The organism is Aliirhizobium cellulosilyticum (assembly GCF_014198105.1).
GTDB classification, from domain to species: domain Bacteria; phylum Pseudomonadota; class Alphaproteobacteria; order Rhizobiales; family Rhizobiaceae; genus Neorhizobium; species Neorhizobium cellulosilyticum.
The window spans coordinates 642659-664865 of sequence record NZ_JACIGW010000001.1 but is presented as its reverse complement, the minus strand read 5'-3'; the positions used below and the strand labels follow the sequence as shown (position 1 = coordinate 664865).

General features: G+C 59.4%; 21 protein-coding genes. 11 read left to right on the top strand and 10 right to left on the bottom strand.

Annotated features, from left to right (window positions below):
* Positions 1-54 precede the first annotated feature (54 nt).
* Positions 55-702 carry a histidine phosphotransferase ChpT gene (gene chpT, locus GGE33_RS02995; RefSeq protein ID WP_148145830.1) on the bottom strand — a complete coding sequence of 216 codons (648 nt, stop codon included), beginning with the start codon at positions 700-702 and terminating at the stop codon, positions 55-57.
* Between the two features lie 508 nt (positions 703-1210).
* Here chpT and GGE33_RS02990 point away from each other — a divergent pair.
* Positions 1211-1720 (top strand): DUF1134 domain-containing protein, encoded by a 510-nt coding sequence (locus GGE33_RS02990; protein ID WP_244654349.1) that lies wholly within the window; start codon positions 1211-1213, stop codon positions 1718-1720.
* Positions 1721-1828: 108 nt separating this feature from the next.
* Positions 1829-2968, top strand: coding sequence for a hypothetical protein (locus GGE33_RS02985; RefSeq protein ID WP_148145832.1), 1140 nt, complete (start codon positions 1829-1831; stop codon positions 2966-2968).
* 12 nt (positions 2969-2980) lie between these two features.
* Here the strand turns inward: GGE33_RS02985 and GGE33_RS02980 are convergent, their stop codons facing one another.
* Both GGE33_RS02980 and GGE33_RS02975 read right to left on the bottom strand, forming a co-directional pair.
* A complete protein-coding gene (locus tag GGE33_RS02980) occupies positions 2981-3802 on the bottom strand; it encodes a TrmH family RNA methyltransferase (RefSeq protein ID WP_183821179.1) in 822 nt (273 codons plus the stop codon).
* Positions 3802-4188, bottom strand: coding sequence for a hypothetical protein (locus GGE33_RS02975; RefSeq protein WP_148145834.1), 387 nt, complete (start codon positions 4186-4188; stop codon positions 3802-3804). Before GGE33_RS02975 ends, GGE33_RS02980 begins: the two co-directional genes overlap by 1 nt.
* 27 nt (positions 4189-4215) lie before the next feature.
* On the opposite strand from GGE33_RS02975, the gene GGE33_RS02970 reads away from it, so the two are divergent.
* The 7 genes from GGE33_RS02970 to GGE33_RS02940 all read left to right on the top strand — a co-directional run bounded on the left by GGE33_RS02970 (position 4216) and on the right by GGE33_RS02940 (position 10385).
* Complete coding sequence (locus tag GGE33_RS02970) at positions 4216-5241, top strand: RluA family pseudouridine synthase (RefSeq protein ID WP_148145835.1); 1026 nt, start codon at positions 4216-4218, stop codon at positions 5239-5241.
* 123 nt (positions 5242-5364) lie between these two features.
* Positions 5365-6201 carry a helix-turn-helix domain-containing protein gene (locus GGE33_RS02965; RefSeq protein WP_246435717.1) on the top strand — a complete coding sequence of 279 codons (837 nt, stop codon included), beginning with the start codon at positions 5365-5367 and terminating at the stop codon, positions 6199-6201.
* Between the two features lie 119 nt (positions 6202-6320).
* Entirely contained in the window at positions 6321-6494 is a 174-nt protein-coding gene (locus GGE33_RS02960; protein ID WP_183821178.1) for a hypothetical protein, read from the top strand.
* An 86-nt stretch (positions 6495-6580) separates the two neighbouring features.
* Entirely contained in the window at positions 6581-6886 is a 306-nt protein-coding gene (locus GGE33_RS02955) for a DUF1127 domain-containing protein (protein WP_148145836.1), read from the top strand.
* 363 nt (positions 6887-7249) lie between these two features.
* Complete coding sequence (locus tag GGE33_RS02950) at positions 7250-8035, top strand: class I SAM-dependent methyltransferase (RefSeq protein ID WP_183821177.1); 786 nt, start codon at positions 7250-7252, stop codon at positions 8033-8035.
* Between the two features lie 196 nt (positions 8036-8231).
* The gene (rpoH, locus tag GGE33_RS02945; protein WP_148145838.1) at positions 8232-9134 is read left to right on the top strand and encodes an RNA polymerase sigma factor RpoH; all 903 of its coding nucleotides are present in this window, start codon (positions 8232-8234) and stop codon (positions 9132-9134) included.
* 195 nt (positions 9135-9329) lie between these two features.
* Complete coding sequence (locus GGE33_RS02940) at positions 9330-10385, top strand: 2,3-butanediol dehydrogenase (RefSeq protein ID WP_148145839.1); 1056 nt, start codon at positions 9330-9332, stop codon at positions 10383-10385.
* A 75-nt stretch (positions 10386-10460) separates the two neighbouring features.
* On the opposite strand, the gene GGE33_RS02935 is transcribed toward GGE33_RS02940, so the two are convergent.
* The 4 genes from GGE33_RS02935 to GGE33_RS02920 all read right to left on the bottom strand — a co-directional run bounded on the left by GGE33_RS02935 (position 10461) and on the right by GGE33_RS02920 (position 16243).
* Positions 10461-11870, bottom strand: a complete 1410-nt coding sequence (locus GGE33_RS02935; protein WP_183821176.1) for a PepSY-associated TM helix domain-containing protein — start codon at positions 11868-11870, stop codon at positions 10461-10463.
* A 115-nt stretch (positions 11871-11985) separates the two neighbouring features.
* Positions 11986-12429, bottom strand: coding sequence for a DUF2946 family protein (locus GGE33_RS02930; protein WP_183821175.1), 444 nt, complete (start codon positions 12427-12429; stop codon positions 11986-11988).
* A 150-nt stretch (positions 12430-12579) separates the two neighbouring features.
* Complete coding sequence (locus GGE33_RS02925; RefSeq protein WP_183821174.1) at positions 12580-14886, bottom strand: hypothetical protein; 2307 nt, start codon at positions 14884-14886, stop codon at positions 12580-12582.
* A 58-nt stretch (positions 14887-14944) separates the two neighbouring features.
* Complete coding sequence (locus tag GGE33_RS02920) at positions 14945-16243, bottom strand: adenylosuccinate synthase (protein WP_183821173.1); 1299 nt, start codon at positions 16241-16243, stop codon at positions 14945-14947.
* Positions 16244-16516: 273 nt separating this feature from the next.
* Here GGE33_RS02920 and GGE33_RS02915 point away from each other — a divergent pair, with 273 nt between their 5' ends.
* Positions 16517-17404, top strand: a complete 888-nt coding sequence (locus tag GGE33_RS02915; RefSeq protein ID WP_183821172.1) for an EamA family transporter — start codon at positions 16517-16519, stop codon at positions 17402-17404.
* A gap of 79 nt (positions 17405-17483) precedes the next feature.
* Here the strand turns inward: GGE33_RS02915 and GGE33_RS02910 are convergent, their stop codons facing one another.
* Both GGE33_RS02910 and GGE33_RS02905 read right to left on the bottom strand, forming a co-directional pair.
* On the bottom strand, positions 17484-17714 hold the full coding sequence (locus GGE33_RS02910) for a hypothetical protein (protein WP_183821171.1): 231 nt from the start codon (positions 17712-17714) through the stop codon (positions 17484-17486).
* 181 nt (positions 17715-17895) lie between these two features.
* Positions 17896-19221: a DUF3422 family protein gene (locus GGE33_RS02905; protein ID WP_183821170.1), complete on the bottom strand. Its 1326-nt coding sequence runs from the start codon at positions 19219-19221 to the stop codon at positions 17896-17898.
* Between the two features lie 214 nt (positions 19222-19435).
* Here GGE33_RS02905 and GGE33_RS02900 point away from each other — a divergent pair, with 214 nt between their 5' ends.
* Positions 19436-20005: a transglycosylase SLT domain-containing protein gene (locus GGE33_RS02900; protein ID WP_148145949.1), complete on the top strand. Its 570-nt coding sequence runs from the start codon at positions 19436-19438 to the stop codon at positions 20003-20005.
* A gap of 111 nt (positions 20006-20116) precedes the next feature.
* Here the strand turns inward: GGE33_RS02900 and GGE33_RS02895 are convergent, their stop codons facing one another.
* Entirely contained in the window at positions 20117-22033 is a 1917-nt protein-coding gene (locus tag GGE33_RS02895; protein ID WP_183821169.1) for a diguanylate cyclase, read from the bottom strand.
* Positions 22034-22207 lie beyond the last annotated feature (174 nt).

Below are 22207 nucleotides of genomic sequence, written 5' to 3'. Positions count from 1 at the left end.
GGATCGCGGCTAACGAAACGTTACGCGGCCCCGAAGGGGCGACCTCGCCTAAGCTTATTCGGTCGCCATTTCCGCAATGAAGCTGATCTTGTCTTCGGAAACGACGTGTTTCAGATCCATGCCACATTCTTCAGCCAGCAGAACCGTATAATAAGGCTGGATCGTGTGAGCATCGACAGCCTCTTCCAGAACGCCGGTGCAGATCTCGACGAACTTGGCCGGAACCCGCATCATCCGGCCTTTGACCGTGATTGTGAAACGGGCGTCCGTTTCCGGGTTCTCAAGCTCGACCTCCACCGAACCTCCGCGCGGGATGCCGGCATAGGCCACGAGAAACAGGTTAAGCAGCAGCTTGACCCGGTTTTTCGGGATGATCGCCCGCGGACCGCTCCAGGTAACCTCAGTCTTCTTTTCTGCCGCAGCGAAATCCTTGGCAGCCTTTTCAGCTTCACCGGTATCGATAGATGCGCCAACAGAACCGGAAGCACCGAAGGCAAGCCGGGCGAACTTCAAACGTACCGAGGCGTTAAGCGCCGAAGTGCGGATGAGATCGAGCGCGTCGGCATCGGCAGCCCCTTCGTCGAGGAGCTCGAGACCATTGTTGATTGCACCGACCGGCGAGATCACGTCATGGCAGACACGGCTGCACAGGAGTGCCGCCAGATCCGGACCGCTCAGGGTGAGATTGGGGTTTTTCGGCATGCTGTTCTCCTGATGCATCTGGCGCCAACCGCCGCTCTTTGCCATGGCAAGGTTGCGCGGGGATGGAACGATAAGGCCGGCATAATGACACTACGTTTGGTAAATTGACCATTAAGCCCACGCTCAAGAAGATGACAAAGATTGTCGAATTGTCCCATTTCGGCAATCTGTGCTTCATCCATAACGGCGGGCAACGCCTCAACAATGACAAGTTCAGCGAGCCAATCATGCTGCAGTAACGGGTCGGAGACGGTTGCCGGAAGAATGGCAAAAGTCACGTCAGCGATGCGTAGCAGTACCCATCCTTAAAGATATCAACATCTTAGTATTTGAAATGCTTAACTGGTTGTTAATATCATCTCGCCAGAATGGTACGCGCTGAAGCATGATGCTACGCCTTACGGACGAATTAAAAACGGACCTGAACATGCGCCGCCTCCACGTCTCCGCTCTCGCCCTTCGCCTGAATGCACTGATCGCTGCGTTTGCGACTGTCTGGCTTTGCGCCATGCCGGCTGCCGCGCAGCAAAACAGCAACCAGTATTCGCTGCAGGAAGTCGTCGATGCAGGTCACGGCTTCTTCGGTTCGACCAGCGGCGGACTTGCGAAGGTGGTGGAAAACGCCTTCCAGAAATTCGGTCTGCCGAATGGTTACATCCTCGGCCAGGAAGGCTCCGGCGCCTTCATCGCCGGCCTCACCTATGGGGAAGGCCAGCTTTACACAAAGAATGCCGGCCAGCACCCGAGCTTCTGGCAGGGCCCGTCGCTTGGCATCGACTATGGTGGTCAGGGCACGCGCGTGATGATGCTCGTTTACGATCTCCCATCGGTTGATTCGCTTTATGCCAGGTTCGGCGGGGTATCCGGCTCCGCATTTGTCGTCGCGGGCGTCGGCATGACGGTGCTGCGCAACGAAAACGTCATCCTCGTTCCGATCAGGACGGGTGTTGGCGCACGCCTGGGCGTCAATATCGGCTATCTGAAGCTGACCCGCTCGCCCACCTGGAACCCCTTCTGATTTTCCTTGTGGGTTGAGGCGAGTTGACGACAAACTGCGTGCTTGCCGCTTTCTGATCTGCATGCTTAAACGTGCATCCCTGCACATACACACCAAGACGGCCCGGTCGTGATCGAATTTGCTCTGCTTTTTGGCCTTGGCTTCCTGAGCGCCCTACTGATCGCGATGCTGGTTGCGCCTGCAATTCATCGCCGCATCGTTGTCTTCACCGAAAACCGCATCAGGGCCACGGTACCGATCAGTCCGCAGGAAGTGCGAGCCCAGCGCGACATGGCGCGCGCCGCCTACGCAGCAGAAAATGCGCGCACCAAGCAGGAGCTGGTGCAGGAGAAGGACAAGATCGTCTCTCTGACGTTGCAGGGCGACAACCTCAGGGACGAAGTCCGCAGGCTCACTGCCGACAATATCGAACTGAAGTCCGTTGCCGAAAATCTGGATGTTGCTGCCGCAGACTTGAAATCGCAGTTGCGTCAGGAAGAAAGCTATATCGCCGAATTGAAGGCCGCGCTGGAGGCCTCGGAAGAGCAGAGCATCGGCAAGGATATAGATATCCAGGAATTGAAACAGGAGATCGAGCTTCTCGTATCCAAGCGGGACAATACCCGAATAGACCTTTCGACCCGAGAGACCGAAGTCGAGAACCTGAAATTCCGCATCAGTGCCCTGCGAGAGGAACGTGATACTCTTCGCAAGGATGTCCGTATCCAGACGGCAAGGGCCAAGGAGGCCGAAACGCGCCTTGCCAACGAGGAATACCGTTCTACGAAGCTGGAAGACAAACTCACCAAGGAAGTGTCCCTGAGGACCGACAAGGAAACGGCGCTGGAGCGCCGCAACGAGGAGCTGGCCCGCTTGCGTGAAAAGATGACGGTCAAGAGCGAGATGAAGCCAGCCTTGGCAGTTGCAAAGGAAACACCCGCCAAGCCCTCGACAAAGGCCCCTCCGGTAAAATCGGATGACGATACGCAAGCCCGCATTACCCAGCTTGCCGGTGATTCGCGAAACCGTGCGACGGCGCTTTCGGAGCGCGTGGCGAATGCCAAGACGACCACTAACGACGACGTATTGCGCGAGGAAATGGCAACGATCGCCGCCAACATGGTGGCCATGACTTCGCTCTCCGAGGGCAAATCATCGCCGATCAATGCCATGATTGCCGGCAAGCCTGCGGGAGGCGAACGCCGGAGCCTCGCGACACGCGTCCGCTCGCTGCTCGAAACGACCAGCGGATCGACAACAAATCAATAAGCCTGTGATCGGTCAGATGCCCCCTTGGGCACTGGCAATTTGATAAAGCGCGATACCTGTTGCTGTCGCTGCATTGAGACTGTCGAGACCTGGCGCCTGAGCGATGCTGGCCGTCTCGATTTTTTCCATCAACGCCGAGGGCAGACCATTTCCCTCGCTTCCGGTCAAAAGCGCCATCCGCGGCTGCGGTTGAACCTTGCGGATTTCCGTTCGACCGGCAGGAGAAAGACCCCACACGGAAAAGCCGTTCTCGAAAAGACCAGACACCAGCTCCAGTGTCGTTCCGCCCCGCGCGTAAGGAACCTGCAAAACGGCACCGACCGACACCCTCAGGGACTTGCGATAAAGCGGATCGCAACAGCTTTCGTCTAACAGCACCGCGCTGACACCGAAAGCTGCCGCATTGCGAAAGATCGAACCGATATTGTCGTGATTGGATATGCCGATCGCGGCCGCCACAAGCGCACGGTCCGGCAACAAAGCAAGCAGTTCCGAAGCCTGCACGTCCCTCACCCGTTTGCCGACAGCAAGGATACCACGATGCAGGTGAAAGCCGACGATACCGTCCAGCACCGCGCTGTCGGCGACATAGATGGGCACCTCGGCGGGAAAATCGGCCAGAATGTCGGCCACCCCGGCAAGCCGGTTTTCAAGAATGAGGATTTTCTCGGCTAAAAACTCTCCACCGCGCTTATGCGCCACCGCCAGCATGCGCAGCACTACCGTTCCCTCGGCGATGAAACGTCCATGCCTTCCGACGAGATCCCGCTCGCGAATGGAGCGGAACTCGTCGATGCGGGCATCATCCGCATTTTCGATGCGGATCACATTCATCACCGCCCCTGGCCGACCGTCACGTCGGCGATCACTCGACCGACGGAGAGATCGAAGATGAAGAGTTTCGGAGTGCCGTTCAGGGCGCCGTAAAACAGCACCTGGCTACCCGAAAGCGAAACCTGCTGGATATCGAAGCCGGGCGGCAGGGCCGCGGTTACGGCAAGCGGCTGATCGGCAGGAACGGAGAAACCACCGGAAGTAGCGGCAATAGCAGGCGCTTCCGGGCGTTGGGAGATCTTGTAGACAATGGCGGCAATGACCGCCATAAAGCACACCACCAAGATACCGCCCGAAATGAGCTGCAGGCGCACCATCTTCTGGCGGATACGCTCCATGGCCGGATCGAGTGGCTGTTCCTTGTCCTCGAGATCGGGCTGCGGCATGGACTGTCCTTTGAACGGAATGATTGAATGAGCGAGACCTTTAGCGAAGCCGGGCTGCCAAGGAAAGTCCTGAATGCCGGAGAGGACGACGGCGGAAGGCTGGATGCCTGGCTGACGGCACAGGTTGACGGAGAATTGTCCCGCAACCGCATCAAGGCGCTCATCGAGGAAGGTGCGGTCACGATCAACGGCAAGGTCGTGACCGAGCCGAAGAAGAAGATTCAGCCCGGCGACGTGATCGAACTCGTCCAGCCTGAACCCGAAGATCCGGAGCCCAAGGGCGAGGATATTCCGCTTGAAGTTCTCTATGAGGACGACGACCTGATCGTCATCGCCAAGCCGGCCGGCCTAGTCGTCCATCCCGGCGCCGGCAACTGGACCGGCACGCTGGTCAACGCGCTCATCCACCATTGCGGCGCAAGCCTTTCCGGCATCGGTGGCGTCAAGCGTCCCGGCATCGTTCATCGCCTCGACAAGGAGACGAGCGGCGTCATGGTTGCCGCCAAGAACGACATCGCCCACCGCCATCTCGCCGAGCAATTCGCCGATCACGGCCGTTCGGGAGATCTGGAGCGCGCCTATCAAGCCGTCGTCTGGGGCCGTCCAAGCCAGTTGAAGGGCACGATCGACGCGCCGCTCGGCCGCGCCACGGGCGACCGCACCAAGCGCGCGGTCAAGCGCGAGGATTCCGCCGACGCCCGTCATGCGGTCACCCATTACGAGGTGATGGAGCGCTTTCAGGAAACGCCTGACGCCACAGCGCTTGCCTCCCTGATCGAATGCAGGCTTGAAACGGGCCGCACCCACCAGATCCGCGTTCACATGGCGCATGTCGGCAATCCGCTGGTAGGCGATCCGGAATATTCCGGCGGCTTCCGCACCAAGGCGAACCGTCTACCCGAACCGGTGAGAAGCGTCGTCGCCGCCTTCCCGCGCCAGGCCCTGCACGCCTTCCTGCTGGCCTTTGAACATCCCCGCACCGGCGAGATCATGGAATTCGAAGCACCGATGCCAGACGATATGGCGGCATTGGTCGAAGCTCTGCGCGGCTAAGACAAAACTTGCGAAGCGGGCGTAACCTCGTCGCCAAGGATTACGCCCCATTTTTGGGTATGGAAACAAAACGCGAACAAGCGTATATCTCGGCGATGATTACCGGGAGAATGCCCTGTCGCCATGTCCGTGAGCCATATGCAATCGACCAAACTGCTGGAGACCGAGCTCGTCACGGTCTGGGATGTCGTTTGCGATGGCGCATGCCGGCATCTGAGCGAGGAAGAGACGGCCAGCAACACATGCCTCGTCTTTCCCTATCGCGGCGTCTTCATGCGCCATATTGGCGATGACGAGGCGGTGGCGGAGGCCAGCCAGGTCCTGTTCTTCAACAAGGGCGATCTCTATCGAATCAGCCACCCGGTAGAAGGTGGCGACTGCTCGATCAGCGTCAGCCTGCCGGAAGTCTTGTTCGACGAAGTGGTCCCCGCCCTCCATCGCCGCGCGGGAGAAAAATTCGCCTTCAACAAGCAGCGCCTCGGCATCGATGCCCGCGCACAGGCGCAAGTGGCCCTCTTAAGGCATAGCCTGCTCAACCGTATCGCCGAACCGCTGGAAGGCGAGGCTCTGGCGCTCACACTTGTACGCCGCTCCGTCGGCGAGCGGACCGCACGTCCCCCGACACCCGGTTTCAGCACCCAGAAACTCGTCAACCGCACCAAGCTACTGCTTTCCTCCGACCTCGCGCGACGCTGGACATTGTCGGAGATTGCCAACGAGACCGGTGTGTCGCCCGTCTATCTCACCCAGGTCTTCCGCAAGGTGGAAGGCATGCCACTTTATCGCTACCAGTTGCGCCTCCGGCTTGCCCGCGCGCTCGACCTGCTCGGCAGCTATGACGACCTGACCGAGCTCGGGCTCGATCTCGGCTTCTCCAGCCACAGCCATTTTTCCTCTGCCTTCCGACAAGCCTATGGCCGCACGCCGGCCGAATTCCAGCGTTTTGCCGGACTGCGCTGACTGTCGCCGACATGACCGTTTCAGCGGCGCCGAAGTGCAGATCGCTAAAGATTCTGACAGCGCAAAATCCCTGACGGGTGTTTCCTCAGCGTATCGAAACCAAACACCGGAGAGATGAGATGAAGGACAATACCTGCGCCGTATGCGATTGCGAACTGGATGACACCCGCATCGCCGTCCGGATAGGCGGAAAGACCGTCGAAGTATGCTGCGAGGAATGCGCCACCGTTCTTCGTGAAGCGGAAGCCGCAGCACGCGCAGCGGCATCGACAGGAGCCCGTCCCGGCCACTGAGCCTCGGGCATGGCAATAACGGGAGCGGCTGAACAGCCGCCCCTTCCCGGCCAGAAAAGATCAGGCCGACACCCCAGGAGGATATCATGAAGAATGAAAACCGGGCGGCCTTTGGCCGCGCACCGGAACCGATAGACTATGCCTTCGATCTGCCGCCCGACGCGGACGGCAATACAAGCGTCTCATCGGAGTCGGCGAAGAAGAAAACCCTCTTCACCAATCCCATTGGCAGGATCACCGCATGGCTCAATCGGCGCCGCACCGCATTTGCGCTGATGGACCTGAATGACGAACAGCTCAAGGATATCGGCCTTTCCCGCTGCCAGGCCTGGGGCGGCTATAGCCGCTATCGCCGAAGCAGCGCACATGATCTGGAAAAACGCTGCCTCTAGCCCGGATACGTTCATGCCAACCAAACCACCCACCGATTGGGCGGCCGTGCATCTGAAAATCGATGCACGGCCGAATTCGATGTATCCAGAGAGACAAAAGCAACCAGCGGCTGAAACGACTGCATAAACACAATATTAAAATAATACATTTCCAATTTATGAAAATAATGTACTTATTTGGAATGCCTAGACCGAGGAAGATTCCTTGAAAACAGACAATAAAGATCAGAGTCAATCATTTTTGCTGCAGAGCAGCAAGAACATCAGGGAAATCAGGACTTCATAGATCATCCGTCCGCATCGACTTTCCTTGTCACATTCGCCTCACCGGGGCAGCCCTACGAACGGTAGAGGACCAGCGATATGAACGGAGATATCCGGAAATTCATCTTCAAGGACCTGCAAACCGTCGAGGGCTATATCGATCCGCCCGATGCGCTTGTTTTCATGGCCTTGCTGCAGGCGCAAAGCGCACATAGCTTGAGCGGCGGCATTGCCGAGATCGGCGTGTTTTACGGACGCTCTTACTTTCTCTTCAAAAAAGTCTGCGGCAGCACCGAAAAGATCCTCGCGATCGACCTGTTCGACATAGAGCAGAAGGCGGGAGAAACGGTTACGCAATATCGGCGTTTCATCGACAATGGAGAGAGGCTGAACCTGCCGGTGGATCAGGATCTGGTCATCAGCGGCGACAGCACGCAGCTTCAGCCAGACGAGATCGTCGGCAAGATCGGCCATACGCGCTTCTTCAGCATTGATGGCGGACATATGCTGCATCATGTGAGCGCTGACAGCATGCTGGCGCTCAGCACGCTGGCTCCGCACGGCATCATCGCGTTCGACGACACGTTCAATCCGGCATGGCCGGAAGTGACCGTCGGCGTGACCGACTTTCTGCGAGAACGACAGCACGAACTCGCAACCTTCTGCATGACCAAGTACAAGACCTATGTGTGCCGAAAGCAGTTTCACGATTTCTATCGCCGCATCATCGATGATGCCGCCGACCTTCGCGCCTTCGATCACGTCGAAACCGACTTCCTCGGCTCCAAGGCAGTAAGATTGCACAATCCGATAGCCCGCCGCATGGTCTATGAGATGATGGTCAGGTCAGGAATGAGAGCCCTTTCGGAACGGGTCTATCGCTGACCCGAAAAGGCTCAGGAGCATTACCAAAACGTAATGATATAACGCCTTCGTGATATCTTGAATCACTGTTCCGCCGTACTTACTTGATACCTGCATTGGTGCGGGATCGGGAACGATCCGCGCCATATTCGGTTCGCCTTCAAGCAGGGACAATAGACGTCTGAGGGAGCCGACAACGTTTGGAAAGGGGTGCTTTATGGCCCGCAATACTTTGCCTTCCATTACCGCCGGGGAAGCCGGCCTCAATCGTTATCTCGACGAAATCCGCAAGTTCCCCATGCTGGAGCCCCAGCAGGAATACATGCTTGCGAAGCGTTACGCCGAGCATGGTGACCGTGATGCCGCCCACAAGCTGGTGACCAGCCACCTTCGTCTCGTGGCAAAGATCGCCATGGGTTATCGCGGCTACGGCCTGCCGATCGGCGAAGTGGTCTCCGAGGGCAATGTCGGCCTGATGCAGGCCGTGAAGAAATTCGACGCTGAACGCGGCTTCCGCCTTGCCACCTACGCCATGTGGTGGATCAAGGCCTCGATCCAGGAATACATCCTGCGCTCGTGGTCGCTGGTGAAGATGGGCACGACCGCCAACCAGAAGCGCCTGTTCTTCAACCTGCGCCGCCTCAAGGGCAAGATTCAGGCGATCGATGAAGGCGATCTGAAGCCTGATCAGGTCGCAGAGATCGCCACCAAGCTGAATGTGTCCGAGGAAGAGGTCATCTCGATGAACCGCCGGCTTTCCGGCGACGCATCGTTGAACGCGCCTATCCGCGCCTCTGAAGGCGAAGCCGGCCAGTGGCAGGATTGGCTGGTGGATGACTCGGACAGCCAGGAAGACGTGCTGATCGAACAGGACGAGCTGGACACGCGCCGCCGTATGCTGGCGAAGGCGCTGAGCGTACTCAACGATCGCGAACGCCGCATCTTCGAGGCCCGTCGCCTGACCGAAGATCCGATCACGCTGGAAGAGCTGTCGTCGGAATTCGACATCAGCCGCGAGCGCGTGCGCCAGATCGAGGTCCGCGCCTTCGAAAAGGTGCAGGACGCCGTTCAGAAGGAAGCCCTCGCGCAGGCTCAGGCGCTGCGCGTGGTTGACGCCTAATCGTACGAAAATAAAGACTAATTTAGAAAAGCCGCAGCCAAATGGTTGCGGCTTTTTTGTACCCGCACCTGTCTCAAGGCTGCGACACTTTGACCAGGTTTCAAGTTTCCCTCACGCTGTCGTGCATCAAGTTGCGCACGCTTCCCCGCTAGAACCGACTGACTGCGCAAGTCAGAGCCTAGAGGAGAATAAGCAATGAAAGCAGCACGCTGGTACAGCGCCAAGGATATTCGCGTCGAGGAAGTCACCGAGCCGAAGCCCGCAGCAGGACAGGTGAAGATCAAGGTCAAATGGGCCGGCATCTGCGGCAGCGACCTGCATGAATATGTGGCAGGCCCGATCTTCGTGCCGGTCAAGGCTCCGCATCCGGTCAGCCACGACGTCGCCCCGATCATCATGGGCCACGAATTCTCCGGCGAAGTCTCCGAAGTCGGCGAAGGCGTCGAGCGCGTCAAGCCGGGCGACCGCGTCGTGGTCGAACCGATCCTCGCCTGCGGCAAGTGCGACGCCTGCTTCCACGGCAAATACAATCTCTGCGACAATCTCGGCTTCCACGGCCTTTCCGGTGGCGGCGGCGGTTTCGCTGGCTACACGACGGTGGGAGAGCGCTGGGTTCACAAGATGCCCGAAGGCCTGTCCTTCGAACAGGGTGCGCTTGTGGAGCCGGCAGCGGTCGCCCTGCATGCCGTGCGCATTTCCAGCCTCAAGGCCGGCGGCACCGCAGCCGTCTTCGGCGCCGGTCCGATCGGCCTGCTCGTCGTCGAAGCCCTGAAGGTGGCCGGCGCGTCCGCGATCCATGTCGTCGAGCTTTCTCCGCAGCGTGGCGCCAAGGCGATCGAACTCGGTGCGACCAGCATCATAGATCCGTCCAAGGAAAACGCTGCCCAGCGCATCCGCGAACTGACGCCCGGCGGCGTCGATGTAACGTTTGAAGTCACCGGCGTGCCCGCCGTCCTGCAGCAATGCATCGACGCGACCCGCTATGAGGGCGAGACGGTCATCGTCTCGATCTGGGAAAAGGAAGCCCCCTTCCAGCCCAACACGGTGGTCCTGAAGGAAAAGAGCCTGAAGGGCACGATCGCCTATCGCGACGTCTTCCCGGCCGTCATGAACCTGATGGTCCAGGGCTATTTCTCCGCCGAGAAACTGGTGACCAAGCGCATCGAACTGGACGATATCGTTGCCCAAGGGTTCGATACGCTGGTTGCGGAAAAGAGCCAGATCAAGATTCTGGTTCGCTCCCCCGATTGATCGGTCCCAAAATCGCTTAGATAAACGACAAGCCCGCGGCCATTACCGCGGGCTTTTTTATTGCAGCTCTTCGCCTCAGCGCATGCCCGGCGGCATGTTGCGCTGTTCGGCCGCCATCATCTCCGCAAGTGCCGCACGGAAGAAATCGATCAGCAGGAAGACCAGCAGGCTGACGCCCATCACCGGAAGGGCGATACCGAAGACAAGAGCCACGGCCAGTGCCGTGATCTTGGCAACCGGCGGCAGGTAGGAAAAGCTGCGGATCAGCGTTCGTGCCGATGCGCCGGGCGCGGGACGGCGCAGCCACCACATGCGGTAGCCGTAGATGATCATCGCTGTCAGCGCGAGGCCGAGCACCGCCATCAAGACCTGATTGGCAACACCGAACAGCACGCCCATATGGGCATCGATCCCCCATCGGATCAGCTTGGCGACGATCGGAAACGTTTCGAAATCCGCCCGACTTGTGACGTTGAAATTGGAAGGATCGACGGCGATCGTATCCACCTGCGTCGGCCAGCTGCGATCATACTCGCTGACACGGAATGCCTGGCCGACGGTGCGCGGCGGCCGGATCTCGATCATCGGTGAATCGATGCCGGCCACGCGAGCTGAGCTGACCACGCTGTCGAAGCGGGCAACCATGTCCGTTTCGGAAACCGGCGGTGCCGTTTCGACCGCCGCACCCATGCCATGCGCGGCATGTTCGCCCAGAACCGGCGCTTCAGCCAGCGGATTAAGTGCCGTGGTGATGGCCGGCGTGATCCAGCCGACCTCATTACGGAACGTATCGATATTGCCACCCGCCCAGCGAGACCAGGTAAGCCCGGTTGCGGAGAGAAATAGCAATCCCAACGCCGTCCACAGGCCGATCAGCGTATGGAGCCTGCGCGAACGCTGCCAGCCACTGACCTTGGCAGCCTTCGGGCGTGCCACGCTTCGCTGCCAATACCACAGCAACAGCCCGCCGAGGATCGAGAACCAAAGCCAGGATGCGGCAAGCTCGCTGTAATGCCGCCCGATATCGCCGAGCAGCAGGTTGCGATGCAGGTAATCCAGCGTGATGCGGAACGGCAGGATGCCGCTCGTACCATAGGTGATCAGTTCACCCTGAACCGCCAGCGATGCCGGATCGACGAACACAGTGCGGGTTTCGGATTCCCCCAGATCAGGCTGGCTGAACATCACCCGCGTTGTCAGCCCGGGCGCGGTTGCGGGCCTCACGGCAAACAGCCGCGGCGCCTCTCCGATCGATGCCCTTGCCGCCGCGATCTGCTCCGACAGCGGATGCTCGGGGCCGGCAGTGCGCGCGACTAGCTGATCGCGATAAAGCAGGCTTTCGATCTGCGGCGTGAGCACGTAGAGCGTGCCGGTTACCGCAGCAACAAGCAGGAAAGGCCCGACGAACAGGCCGACATAGAAGTGAAGGCGCGTGATGAACTGCCTGATGGCGGCAAAGGACGGTTGCGCGGGCTCAGCCTGCATATGCGCCTCCCAAAAAGGACGCTGCGCACAGCGACGCCGGAAGAACTATCCGGGAAAAGGTCATGATGATCTCCAATAGGACGACAGCCGGTAACAGCCGGCAGAAAAGGTGACGTCAGACTGGAAGGATTGGTGGACCTCTTGCATCGCCACTGAGACCGAGCCTGCGTGGCGCAACAGCGGCCTCGACCACGGCCACAAGCGTTGCCGCATCAATCGCGATGCGCCCAACCGGTGCCGGCGCCTTGGACGGGATGCCGACATGAACCGCAGCCGCCACCTGGCAAGCGGTCAGACAGCAATCCTTGGCATGTTTGGCGTTTTTCGGCTCACCCGGACCATGCATCCCGCCATGGCCGGCATGCGGATCAACCGCATGCTGCGAATGACCGTCGGCACTCTCGGTGGAACAGATAACCATTTCCGCGGGGGAGGCAAATGCCATCGCACCGGTGCCGAAGCCTCCGATCAGGGCTTGCAGCGCCATCAGCACGCCGATCAGAGCGGCCAGCGGGCCGCCGCAAAATCCGTCTCTGATAAGGTGCCGAAGGAAACGCATGGCTGAACCTCATCACAATCAAGGTGATGATTGTCAATGCGACATTAGCGCATATCGTCGCGCGACATTCGGCCCAACCACAACCCACCAAAAGAAAAGGCCCGCAAGGTTTTCAAACCTGCGGGCCTTCTGATTTTGCTTGAGCGATACTTACTGGCCGGTCTGGCCGGTCGTGTTCTGGCTCCACTCGCGGATCGCCTCGTCGAAAGCCTTCACGCCATCCGGCCCCTTCTGCAGGGTCAGCAGAGCGCGGCGACCGTTGCGATAGGCAAGCGGGATGTCGATCCAATTGCGGGTCCGCAGGAGCTCGAGATTGGTCCTCTGCGCATCCGGGAAGTCGTTGAGAGCGATCATGTGGAAATCGTCGGTGATCTTCGCCGGAACGGCAACCAGTGCGTTTCCACGATCCTGCTCGGTCTGCTTCATCGCAATCCGCAGAACGCTGTCGATGGCACCGCCTTCAAAGTCCGGTGGGACTGCGAAGACGATCTCGATCAGATGGCTCGCCGGCAGCGACGAATCGCTGTTCTTCTTGACGGTCAGAAGGGCGGTCAGGCCACGACCCGGAATTGTGATACGGCCCTGGACCACGGGTTCCGCCGGCCCCCCATTCTGGCCCGGCTCACGCTGGAGAGACCAGGAGACACTACCTTCGATAGCTGTTGGCGCGGATTGCCCGATACGCTCCTCGTAAAGGAACATCTTCTCGCCGGCAGCAGCAGGCACTTCTGTCGCCGACGCGCTGGGCGTTGCCGGTGCCGCAGTTCCGGCAGGAGGAGTTGCCGTACCGGTGGTCGAAGGTGCTGCGGGTGCGGGATCGGCCGGCGGGGCATTCAACTGGGCAACAGACTGTCCCTCGGCATTTTGCGCGAGGCTACCCGCATCACCCGGGCCTGCATCGACTTCGCTTCCGTTTTCGAGAAGCCTCTGCGTGAACTTCGTCGCGGTCGACGAACCGTCAGCCGGCGGCGGCGTGGTCGTCTGTGGTTGCGCAGGCGTTGATGCGCTCTGCTGAGGCTGGGCAGCGGGCGGCTGTGCGGCAGTACCGGAATTTGCCGGCGCGCTCGCAGCAGGCGTCTGCTGAGCCGTTTCGCTCGTGCTGGAGCCCGACGGCATCAGACCGCCAACCATGTCGTTGAGCTTGTCGCGATACATCCAGGCACCATAAGCGCCACCGCCGATGATGATCAGGCCGAGAAGCCCGAGGATCATGCCGGCATAGTTGCGCTTGCGAACCGGCGTCACCCGATAGGGCTTGGCCGGCGGCGACAGCAGATCGCTGAAATCATCTTCATCGGCCGCCTTTTGCGGCTTCTGCTCCGAAGAAGGTGCATCCTTCGTGTAGCCGATCAGATCTTCCAGATCGCTCCACGGGTCACGCTGCTCATCCTGCTGCGACTGCGGCTGTGCCTGTTTCGGCTGCTCCACGGGCGCGGAAGGCTGCGCGTTTACATAGGCTGCGAACGGGTCTTCGTCGACTTCGTCCGCCGGCCGGGATGTCTGCGGCATATCTGTCGCTGGCGGCATGCGGACCGGCTCGGCGGAGACATGCATCTCCTCCCCGAAATGGGCGGCAACCGGCGCGCTGCGATGTCCGGCATCGAGATGGCGGGTAAGGTCGTCGACCTCGTTCCACGCCGAGTCTGCACGATGTTCTTCGGCCTGGTGAACCGGCTCCCGTTCCGGGGCGGCCCATGTCGTGTGGTCCGCAGATACGGTTTCCGGTGCGACGTAATCCTGCGTCGGCGCCTGCGGTTCTACCTGCCATTCAGCGGGAGCAGAGTCACGTTCCGCAAAGGAATGCGTTTCATGGCGTTCTTCGGCGAATGGAGAGGCTTCCTCGCGCGAATCAGCTTCAGGGCTATAGGTCGTCTCCTCGACAGCAACCTGCTGCGGATATTCGACCTTTTCCTCGGGAACATCGTCACGCCAATCGCCGTAGCGCTCTGCCACAGGCTCTTCGGCGGCTTCCCGCCAGTCGTGCTCTGCCGGTTTCGCTGCGGCCTCGGAATGTGGCGCTTCTTCCCAATGCGTTTCCGGCTCGCGATAGGGTTCGGCTACGGTTTCTGCCTCGGCAGGTTCCTCTTCCCTATAGGGTTCGGCAAGAGAATGCGAAGCGGCAAGCTCTTCCGCATACTGTGGTTCCGCGGCTGCTGCCGGCTCTTCGGCATATTCCTCGACCGGTTCCGGCGCCTCATAGGGCACCGGCGCAGGAGCGACAGCTACCTCCGGCTCCGCCGGAAGCGCTTCCGCATGCTCGGTCTCGACCTCGATGATGGCCGCTTCCAGCTTGTCCATCTGCCGCCGCAGCATTTCCTCCGGCGGACGAGGCTTCATGTTCTCAAGCTGGCGCTGGACGGCACCGCGGGCCTTTTCATAAACCCGCGTGCGCGCCTCGGGCGTGTTGGTCGCCAAACCGTCAACAGCGCGGCGGATCACCGCTACAAAATCAGCCATCAGCACTTTCTCATGGTAGCCGGCATCGGCCGGCCGAATGGATAATCAATTCTTGACATTAATCTTCAAACGGGTCGGTCACAAGTATCGTGTCGTCGCGTTCCGGGCTTGTGGACAACAGTGCAACCGGGGCACCGATAAGCTCTTCGACCTGGCGCACATACTTGATCGCCTGGGCAGGAAGTTCGGCCCAGGTGCGGGCGCCGACCGTCGATTCCTTCCAGCCTTCGAGCGTGATGTAGATCGGCTCGACACGCGCCTGAGCGGCCTGCGAAGCCGGCAGATAATCGATTTTCTGGCCGTCAAGCATATAGCCGACGCAGATCTTCAGCTCTTCGAGACCATCGAGAACGTCGAGCTTGGTCAGCGCGATGCCGGTAATGCCGTTGGTTGCAACCGACTGGCGCACAAGAGCAGCATCGAACCAGCCGCAACGGCGCTTGCGGCCCGTCACGGTGCCGAATTCATGACCTTTTTCCCCAAGAAACTGTCCGATTTCGTCCGTCAGTTCCGTCGGGAACGGGCCTTCGCCGACGCGCGTCGTGTAGGCCTTGGTGATGCCGAGGATATAACCGAGCGAACCCGGCCCCATGCCGGAACCGGCAGCGGCCTGGCCGGCAACGGTGTTCGACGAGGTGACGAACGGATAGGTACCGTGGTCGATATCGAGCAGCGAGCCCTGCGCACCCTCGAACAGGATGCGCGAACCCTTGCGGCGCTCCTTGTCCAGCAACTGCCAGACGCTGTCCATGAACGGCAGGACCGTATCGGCGATGGAGGTCAGTTCCTCCATGATGTCCTTGTGCTCGACTTCCGGAGCACCGAAACCACGACGCAGGGCATTGTGATGGGTGAGAATGCGCTCGACCTTGGCTTCCAGCGCATCGCGGTCGGCCAGATCCATGACGCGGATGGCGCGGCGGCCGACCTTGTCTTCGTAAGCCGGGCCGATGCCACGGCGGGTCGTGCCGATCTTCGTGCCGCTGTTGGAGGCGGCATCTTCACGCATACCGTCGAGTTCGCGGTGGAGCGACAGGATCAGCGTGGCGTTTTCAGCGATTCGCAGATTTTCGGGGGTTACCGTCACACCCTGGGCAGCAAGTCGCCCCATTTCGGCAACCAGCGCATGCGGATCGACGACGACGCCGTTGCCGATGACGGCCATCTTGCCCGGACGAACGACGCCGGAAGGCAGGAGCGACAGCTTGTAGCTTACGCCATCGATGACGAGCGTATGGCCGGCATTATGACCGCCTTGGTAACGCACAACGATGTCGGCGCGCTCCGAGAGCCAGTCGACAATCTTGCCCTTGCCCTCATCACCCCATTGCGAACCCACTACGACACAGTTCGTCATATCTGCTTCCTGCCCTTTGGACGAAACCCGCCCGACGATGCCGGTCTGAGACCCCGATCGACGGCGAGCCTTACACAAGTTCTTTTTCTCGAAGCCGGTCGGTCACGGCCAACGGCTCCACAAACGCGCGCATCTATAATGCCTTGGCGTGAGGAAAGCGACCTGTTTGTGACTGCGACAAGGTTTTTGCGTGACAAAGGCCAAAACCGCACGCTATTTGCCAAATCGTAAGAGCATACTGGCGTCGGCAGGGCGGCGTGTCTAGGAGGCAACGTGCATCGCCAAGCCTATCTGTTTCTCGTCATCGCCACGCTGTGCTGGGGCGGCAATGCAGTCGCAGGCAAGCTTGCGATCGGCCATATCAGCCCGATGATGCTGACCTTCTGGCGCTGGTTCTTTGCCGTCGTCATCATCTTCGCCATCTCGCTGAAGGATTTGCGCCGGGACTGGCCGGTGATCCGCGCGAATATTCCCGTTCTCGGCTTCCTCGGCATCGTGGGCTACGTCGTCTTCAACGCGGTGCTCTACACAGCCGTAACCTATACAAGCGCGATCAACGTCACAGTCGAGCAGACGCTGATTCCCGTCCTCATCTTCATCCTGAATTTCGCGTTGTTCAGAACGAAAGTGTCCTGGCTCCAGATCGTCGGTTTCAGCCTGACCGCAATCGGTAGTCTGTTGACTGCGGCTCACGGGGATTTTGCCACGCTCGTCACCCTGACGGTCAATTTCGGTGACGCGATCATGATCATAGCGATCGCCGCTTACGCCTTGTACACGATCGCGCTCAGATGGCGCCCGCCGATCAGCTGGAAAAGCCTGATGGCGGTGCCGGCGCTATTTGCGCTTGTCTTCAGCATTCCGCTCGCAGGCTGGGAATATTCGAGTGGCGGCATGATCTGGCCGGATATGACGGGCTGGATGGTGGCGCTCTACACGGCCGTATTTGCCTCACTCGTGGCTCAGGTCCTCTATATCAGAGGCGTGACGGACATTGGCGCCAACCGCGCCGGGCTGTTCATCAATCTCGTACCCGTCTTCGGTACGCTTCTCTCGGTCATACTTCTCGGCGAGCAGTTACAACTGTTCCATGTCATTGCACTGGTCCTGGCGCTTGGCGGCATAGCCATAGCCGAACGCGGAAAGCCGGCCCTCACCTGAGGTCCGGCAAATGTCGAAATAGAGACAATAGAGACAGGCGCAACACCCGCTGGCAATCAGCGCCGACCATCCGCGAGTACTAGATGTCGATGCAGTCGAAGCAATCCTGCACGGCTATCGACTTGGCTTCATCTGAGCCAAACATGTCGAAATAGACATCCACGTCGGTAATCGCATGGTCCACTTCGGCCTGTTTGACGACAACGGATGCAAGTTCGCGTGCAAAGCCGCCCGGGCCAGCAGCACTGGCTTCCTTGCCGTGGATAAGTGCGGCCAGAACAGCCGCCGAAATAATAAGCTTCCTGATCATTGCCTGAACCCTGTTTTACGGACGGCTCTCTGACCATCGCGTTTCGTTCTGGCACGACTTTAGGCGGGACAACTTTTCGGCGGGCTTAAATGGAAAGATGCAATTTTACTGAAATGGCTCTTTTTCCCGGCTTGGCACAGGAAAGATCACCCGTCAGGCAGAAAACAGAATAGGCAACCGGTCATTTTTCGGCATCACGCTCATCCGCACGACGTTGACGCCAGTTGAGCCTGCGGCCACCATCGTCATCATGCCTGTTGCGGATACGTCGAACAAGCAGCCATATCGCTATCACAACGATAGGCACGGAAGCCCCGGTCAGTACCTCCGGCATGATCGCCAGCCCGACATAGTGCAGCGACTTCGCAAGATAACCGACCAGCCCGATCACATAATAGGAAATTGCAGCAACCGACAGACCTTCGACGGTTTGCTGCAGACGCAATTGCAGGTGCGACCGCTTGTCCATCGAAGCAAGTATCTCGGTATTGAACTTTTGCAGATCGACATCGATCCAGCTACGCAGCAGCGCCGTGGCACGGGTCAGCTTTCGGGACAGGTTCATTTGCCGCTCTTCGACCGACTGGCAGGTTCGCATGGCCGGCGCAAGACGGCGATGGAGAAAGGCGCCCAGCGTCTCACTGCCGGGCAGAGCCTTTTCCGCCAACATGCCCACACGGTCGAGAACGATGTCGTTATAGGCGCGGCTTGCGCCGAACCGGTAAAGGCTGAGCGCGGCATTGGCTTCCAGCTCCGCCGCAAGCGTGGTGATTTCCAGAAGCATCTCGTCCGCCTCGTCACGCGCATGCTGCTTCATGCGTTGCGTGATTGCGGTAAACCGGGCCTCGAACTGCCTGATTTCCGGTGAAAGGCTCTGCGCCATCGGCAAGCCCATCATCGCCAGCGTGCGATAGGTCTCGATATCGAGAATACGCTGGACGAGCATGCCACGCGCAGCATCGGTCATGCCGTGATCAAGCACCAAAAACTTCGTCAGCCCATCGCCATCCTGCCGAAAATCGGTGATCAGCGTTGCCTGATTATCGGCCACCATACTCTGGCAGAGGCTCGTCGGATCGAAACGGGAGGTAATATCCGACATATCGTCGCCCGCAGGCCGAACCTCTATACGCACACCGGAAATAAACGGACCGGGCGCGGCAAAGCTCGCGCCGAACGGGTTGACCGCAATTTCGCCTCCGAATGTCGCCGGCGCAGGCGTGTCCCAGAAATAGGTCGAAAATTCCGTATGTCGTTCCCAGCGCAGCGTGCCGCTGCCCCAGCTCATCGTGTGGTGGCTGGTATCGGGAGACGGTGCAGGCACGCCCTGCCCCAGAGAAAGCTCCGCAAGGATGGAATGGTCTGCGGACAGATTGGCCTCCGTAAGGAACGCCAGTTGGAAGATAACCCGTGGTAGCGGCAGCAGCGTGTAGGGTCGCGCATGGATTTCACCGAGCGCTCGCGCTCTCACATCAGCGACCGGAAACGAAAAACTGCGCTTGGACATGCATGCTTCCCCAATTGGGCTTTTCAAAACCCACCTTCATGCTTGACTATTATCAAATGCGTGTGACCGCACGACGTGGCGCTTTGCCGCAGAATCCGCTGTTCAAAGCATCCTTGCAAGGACCATGCTGCTCACAACTTCGGGGAACATGCGATCCTTAAACTTTTCATTAAATCTTAAGAGTCATCTATCGGGCATGACCCGTGTTTCTGCGATGCGTATTGCGTTTTTCATCGCGCTCCTCACTCTCGCCGGCTGCGCCAGCGCACCCAGCAGGATTAGCAACGCCTGCGCGATTTTCGAGCAGCGCGACGGTTTCTTCAACAATTGGGAGCGACAAGCGCGTGCCGCAGAGCGCGAATACGGCGTGCCCGTACCGATCCTGATGGCGACGATCTACGTCGAATCAAGCTTCCGGGCCAATGCCCGTCCGCCCCGCAAATGGTTCCTCGGCTTCATCCCCGGCAAGCGGGCATCATCGGCCTATGGTTACGCGCAAGCCCTCGATGGCACCTGGGCCACCTATCAGCGTGCCACCGGCCGCTGGGCAGCTCGCCGCAATGACTTCGGCGATGCGATCCGTTTCGTTGCCTGGTATCATAACCAGACTGCGGCACGGAACGGCGTTGCCCGAAACGACGCTTACAATCTTTACCTCGCCTACTACGCCGGACATGCGGGATATGACCGCGGCAATTTTAGCGGCAGCCTGAGGCAGACCGCTCAGAAATCGGCAGGAATGGCAGCACGTTACGCAGCACAGTTGAAGGGTTGCGGATACTGAGCATGAAGGCGGAGCCAAGCGGGCTTGCGAACCCTTCGATCACGCGACGGCGTATCTGGAGAAAGGGCAGCCCGCTCTTTCTCGCAACACCTGCCTCACATCCGAAGATAATCAGGACCGCGCATTATCGGAATGGACGATGCGCGGCCGGCTGGGTTCCCAGATCCTGACACCATCCCGCCCATCACGCTTTGCCGTGTAAAGCGCCTCGTCAGCGCGAGCAATGAGGCGTACTGCATCCGTCGGCCCCGAACCAGGCCCAAGCGTGGCAACACCGATGCTGACAGTCACGATACCCTTGTCGCTTCCCGTATGAGGAACGCGCAGCCCCCTCAATCGCTCGCAGAACTCCTCCGCAATCTTCAGTGCCGCCGCTTCATCGATATCCGGCAGAACCAGTGCGAGTTCCTCTCCACCATAACGGGCGGCCCGGTCACTGGTCCGGCGGGCTGCCGCTCTCAGGCAATCGGCGACTGTCTTGAGGCAGGAATCGCCCGCTCCATGGCCATAGGTATCGTTGAAGCGTTTGAAGTAATCGACATCGATCATCAGAAGTGCGAGCGACCCTTCGCCACGCGCAACCCGATCGAGCTCCTCGGCCATCACCGCATCGAAAGCGCGGCGGTTCAAAAGCCCGGTCAGACTATCGGTCTCGGCAAGCACGGAAAGCCTGTCATTCAGGTTCTGCAGTTCCAGTTCATGCTGTTTGGCGGCAGTAATGTCGGAGCAGATGACGAAACAGGCCCCTTCCGGCGTCGGGCGTGTACGAGATTCGATCCAGCGCCCGTCGGCAAGCGGAAACTGAACAGTGCCACCCTGTTTCAATCGCCCAAGCGCGATATCCACCCACTGCGCGACCTGCTCCTGCGGTATCCCGACGAGTTCGCCGCGAGCAATCGAAGCATAAAGAATGGCGGCTGCCGGCGTGCCGGGAACGCGCAGATCGGCGGTAACGGAAAACATTGCCCGGTAGCGCTCATTACAAAAGACGAGCGTGAGATCCTTGTCGAACATCACGAGACCATCGGAAATGCTGGACAGAGCTTCGGCAGCACGCCTGTCGCTCTGTGTAAGGGCTGCCTCAAGCAGCTTCTTGTCGGTCGTATCGCGGCTATGGGTGATGAGCCCGATGATATTACCATCAATGTCGGTGAACGGGGCCTTGAGCGTGGAAAGATAAGACCGGCTGCCATCCATTCGGGCAAGCATCTGCTCTTCGACTATCGCGGTTCCAGCCTTCAACGCCTTTTCCTCGTCGGCACGAAAAGCTGCGGCCACTTCCTGGCAGAAGAAATCGAAGTCTGTCTTTCCGATCAGCGCATCGGCATTCTCCGCCTGCATCAGGGTGGCGGTGGCCGGGTTCGCCATGATGAACCGGCCTTCACGATCCTTGACGTTCAGCGCCTCCGGCAAGCTGTTGATGACATGGCGGTACATGTGGTTTCGCGCCTCCGTCTCCCTTCGCCTGATCTCGTTGGCAAGCGCGACACAAGCCATCAAGGTCGCCACGAAAACAAGCGTCATGTAAGGCAAACGAATCTGAGGGCCGGTATCGATATCCTGATAGAGGGCATAGACAAAACCCGGCGCCATCGCGCCAATCGCCATCACCAGTGAAAACAGCACGTTCGCCTTGAGAGACGGCGCATCCTTCGTCTTCAAACGCCAACCGACAAGCCCGGCAGCGCAGGCGAATGCTATTCCGACCAGTCCGATCGTAGCCCCTGCTCCACCAAGATAAACGCGGAAAGCCGCCGCTATGATCGTGGTCACGATACCCGCAAGAGGGCCGCCGATAAACGCAGAGGTCCCGATCATCGTCATCCTCAGATCGATGAAGAAACCTGAGCCGAGCTGGAACGGGATCAACATCAGGCTGATCGCCCCAAGGCCGAACAGGATACCGAAAGCCCATCCCCGAATGGATTCTTTCTGACCGAAAACCGGCAGGCGAATGTTGGACCAGAGCGATATGACCAGCGCCACCACCGCCATATTCGCAAGCAATCCAACCCAGAGACTGTTCAAATCTTTAACCCTCGCACCAGCATCATGCTGGCTTCTATCCGACCCATTGTACGGTTTCCCCCACAAGGTTGGATTAGCGGAGATCGACGCCGGAGGGAAAAGCTTTAACCAGAGTTAACAGAAACTTACTCAGTTTTATCGGCCTGAGCGCCGGACCCGGCGAGAATATCCCCG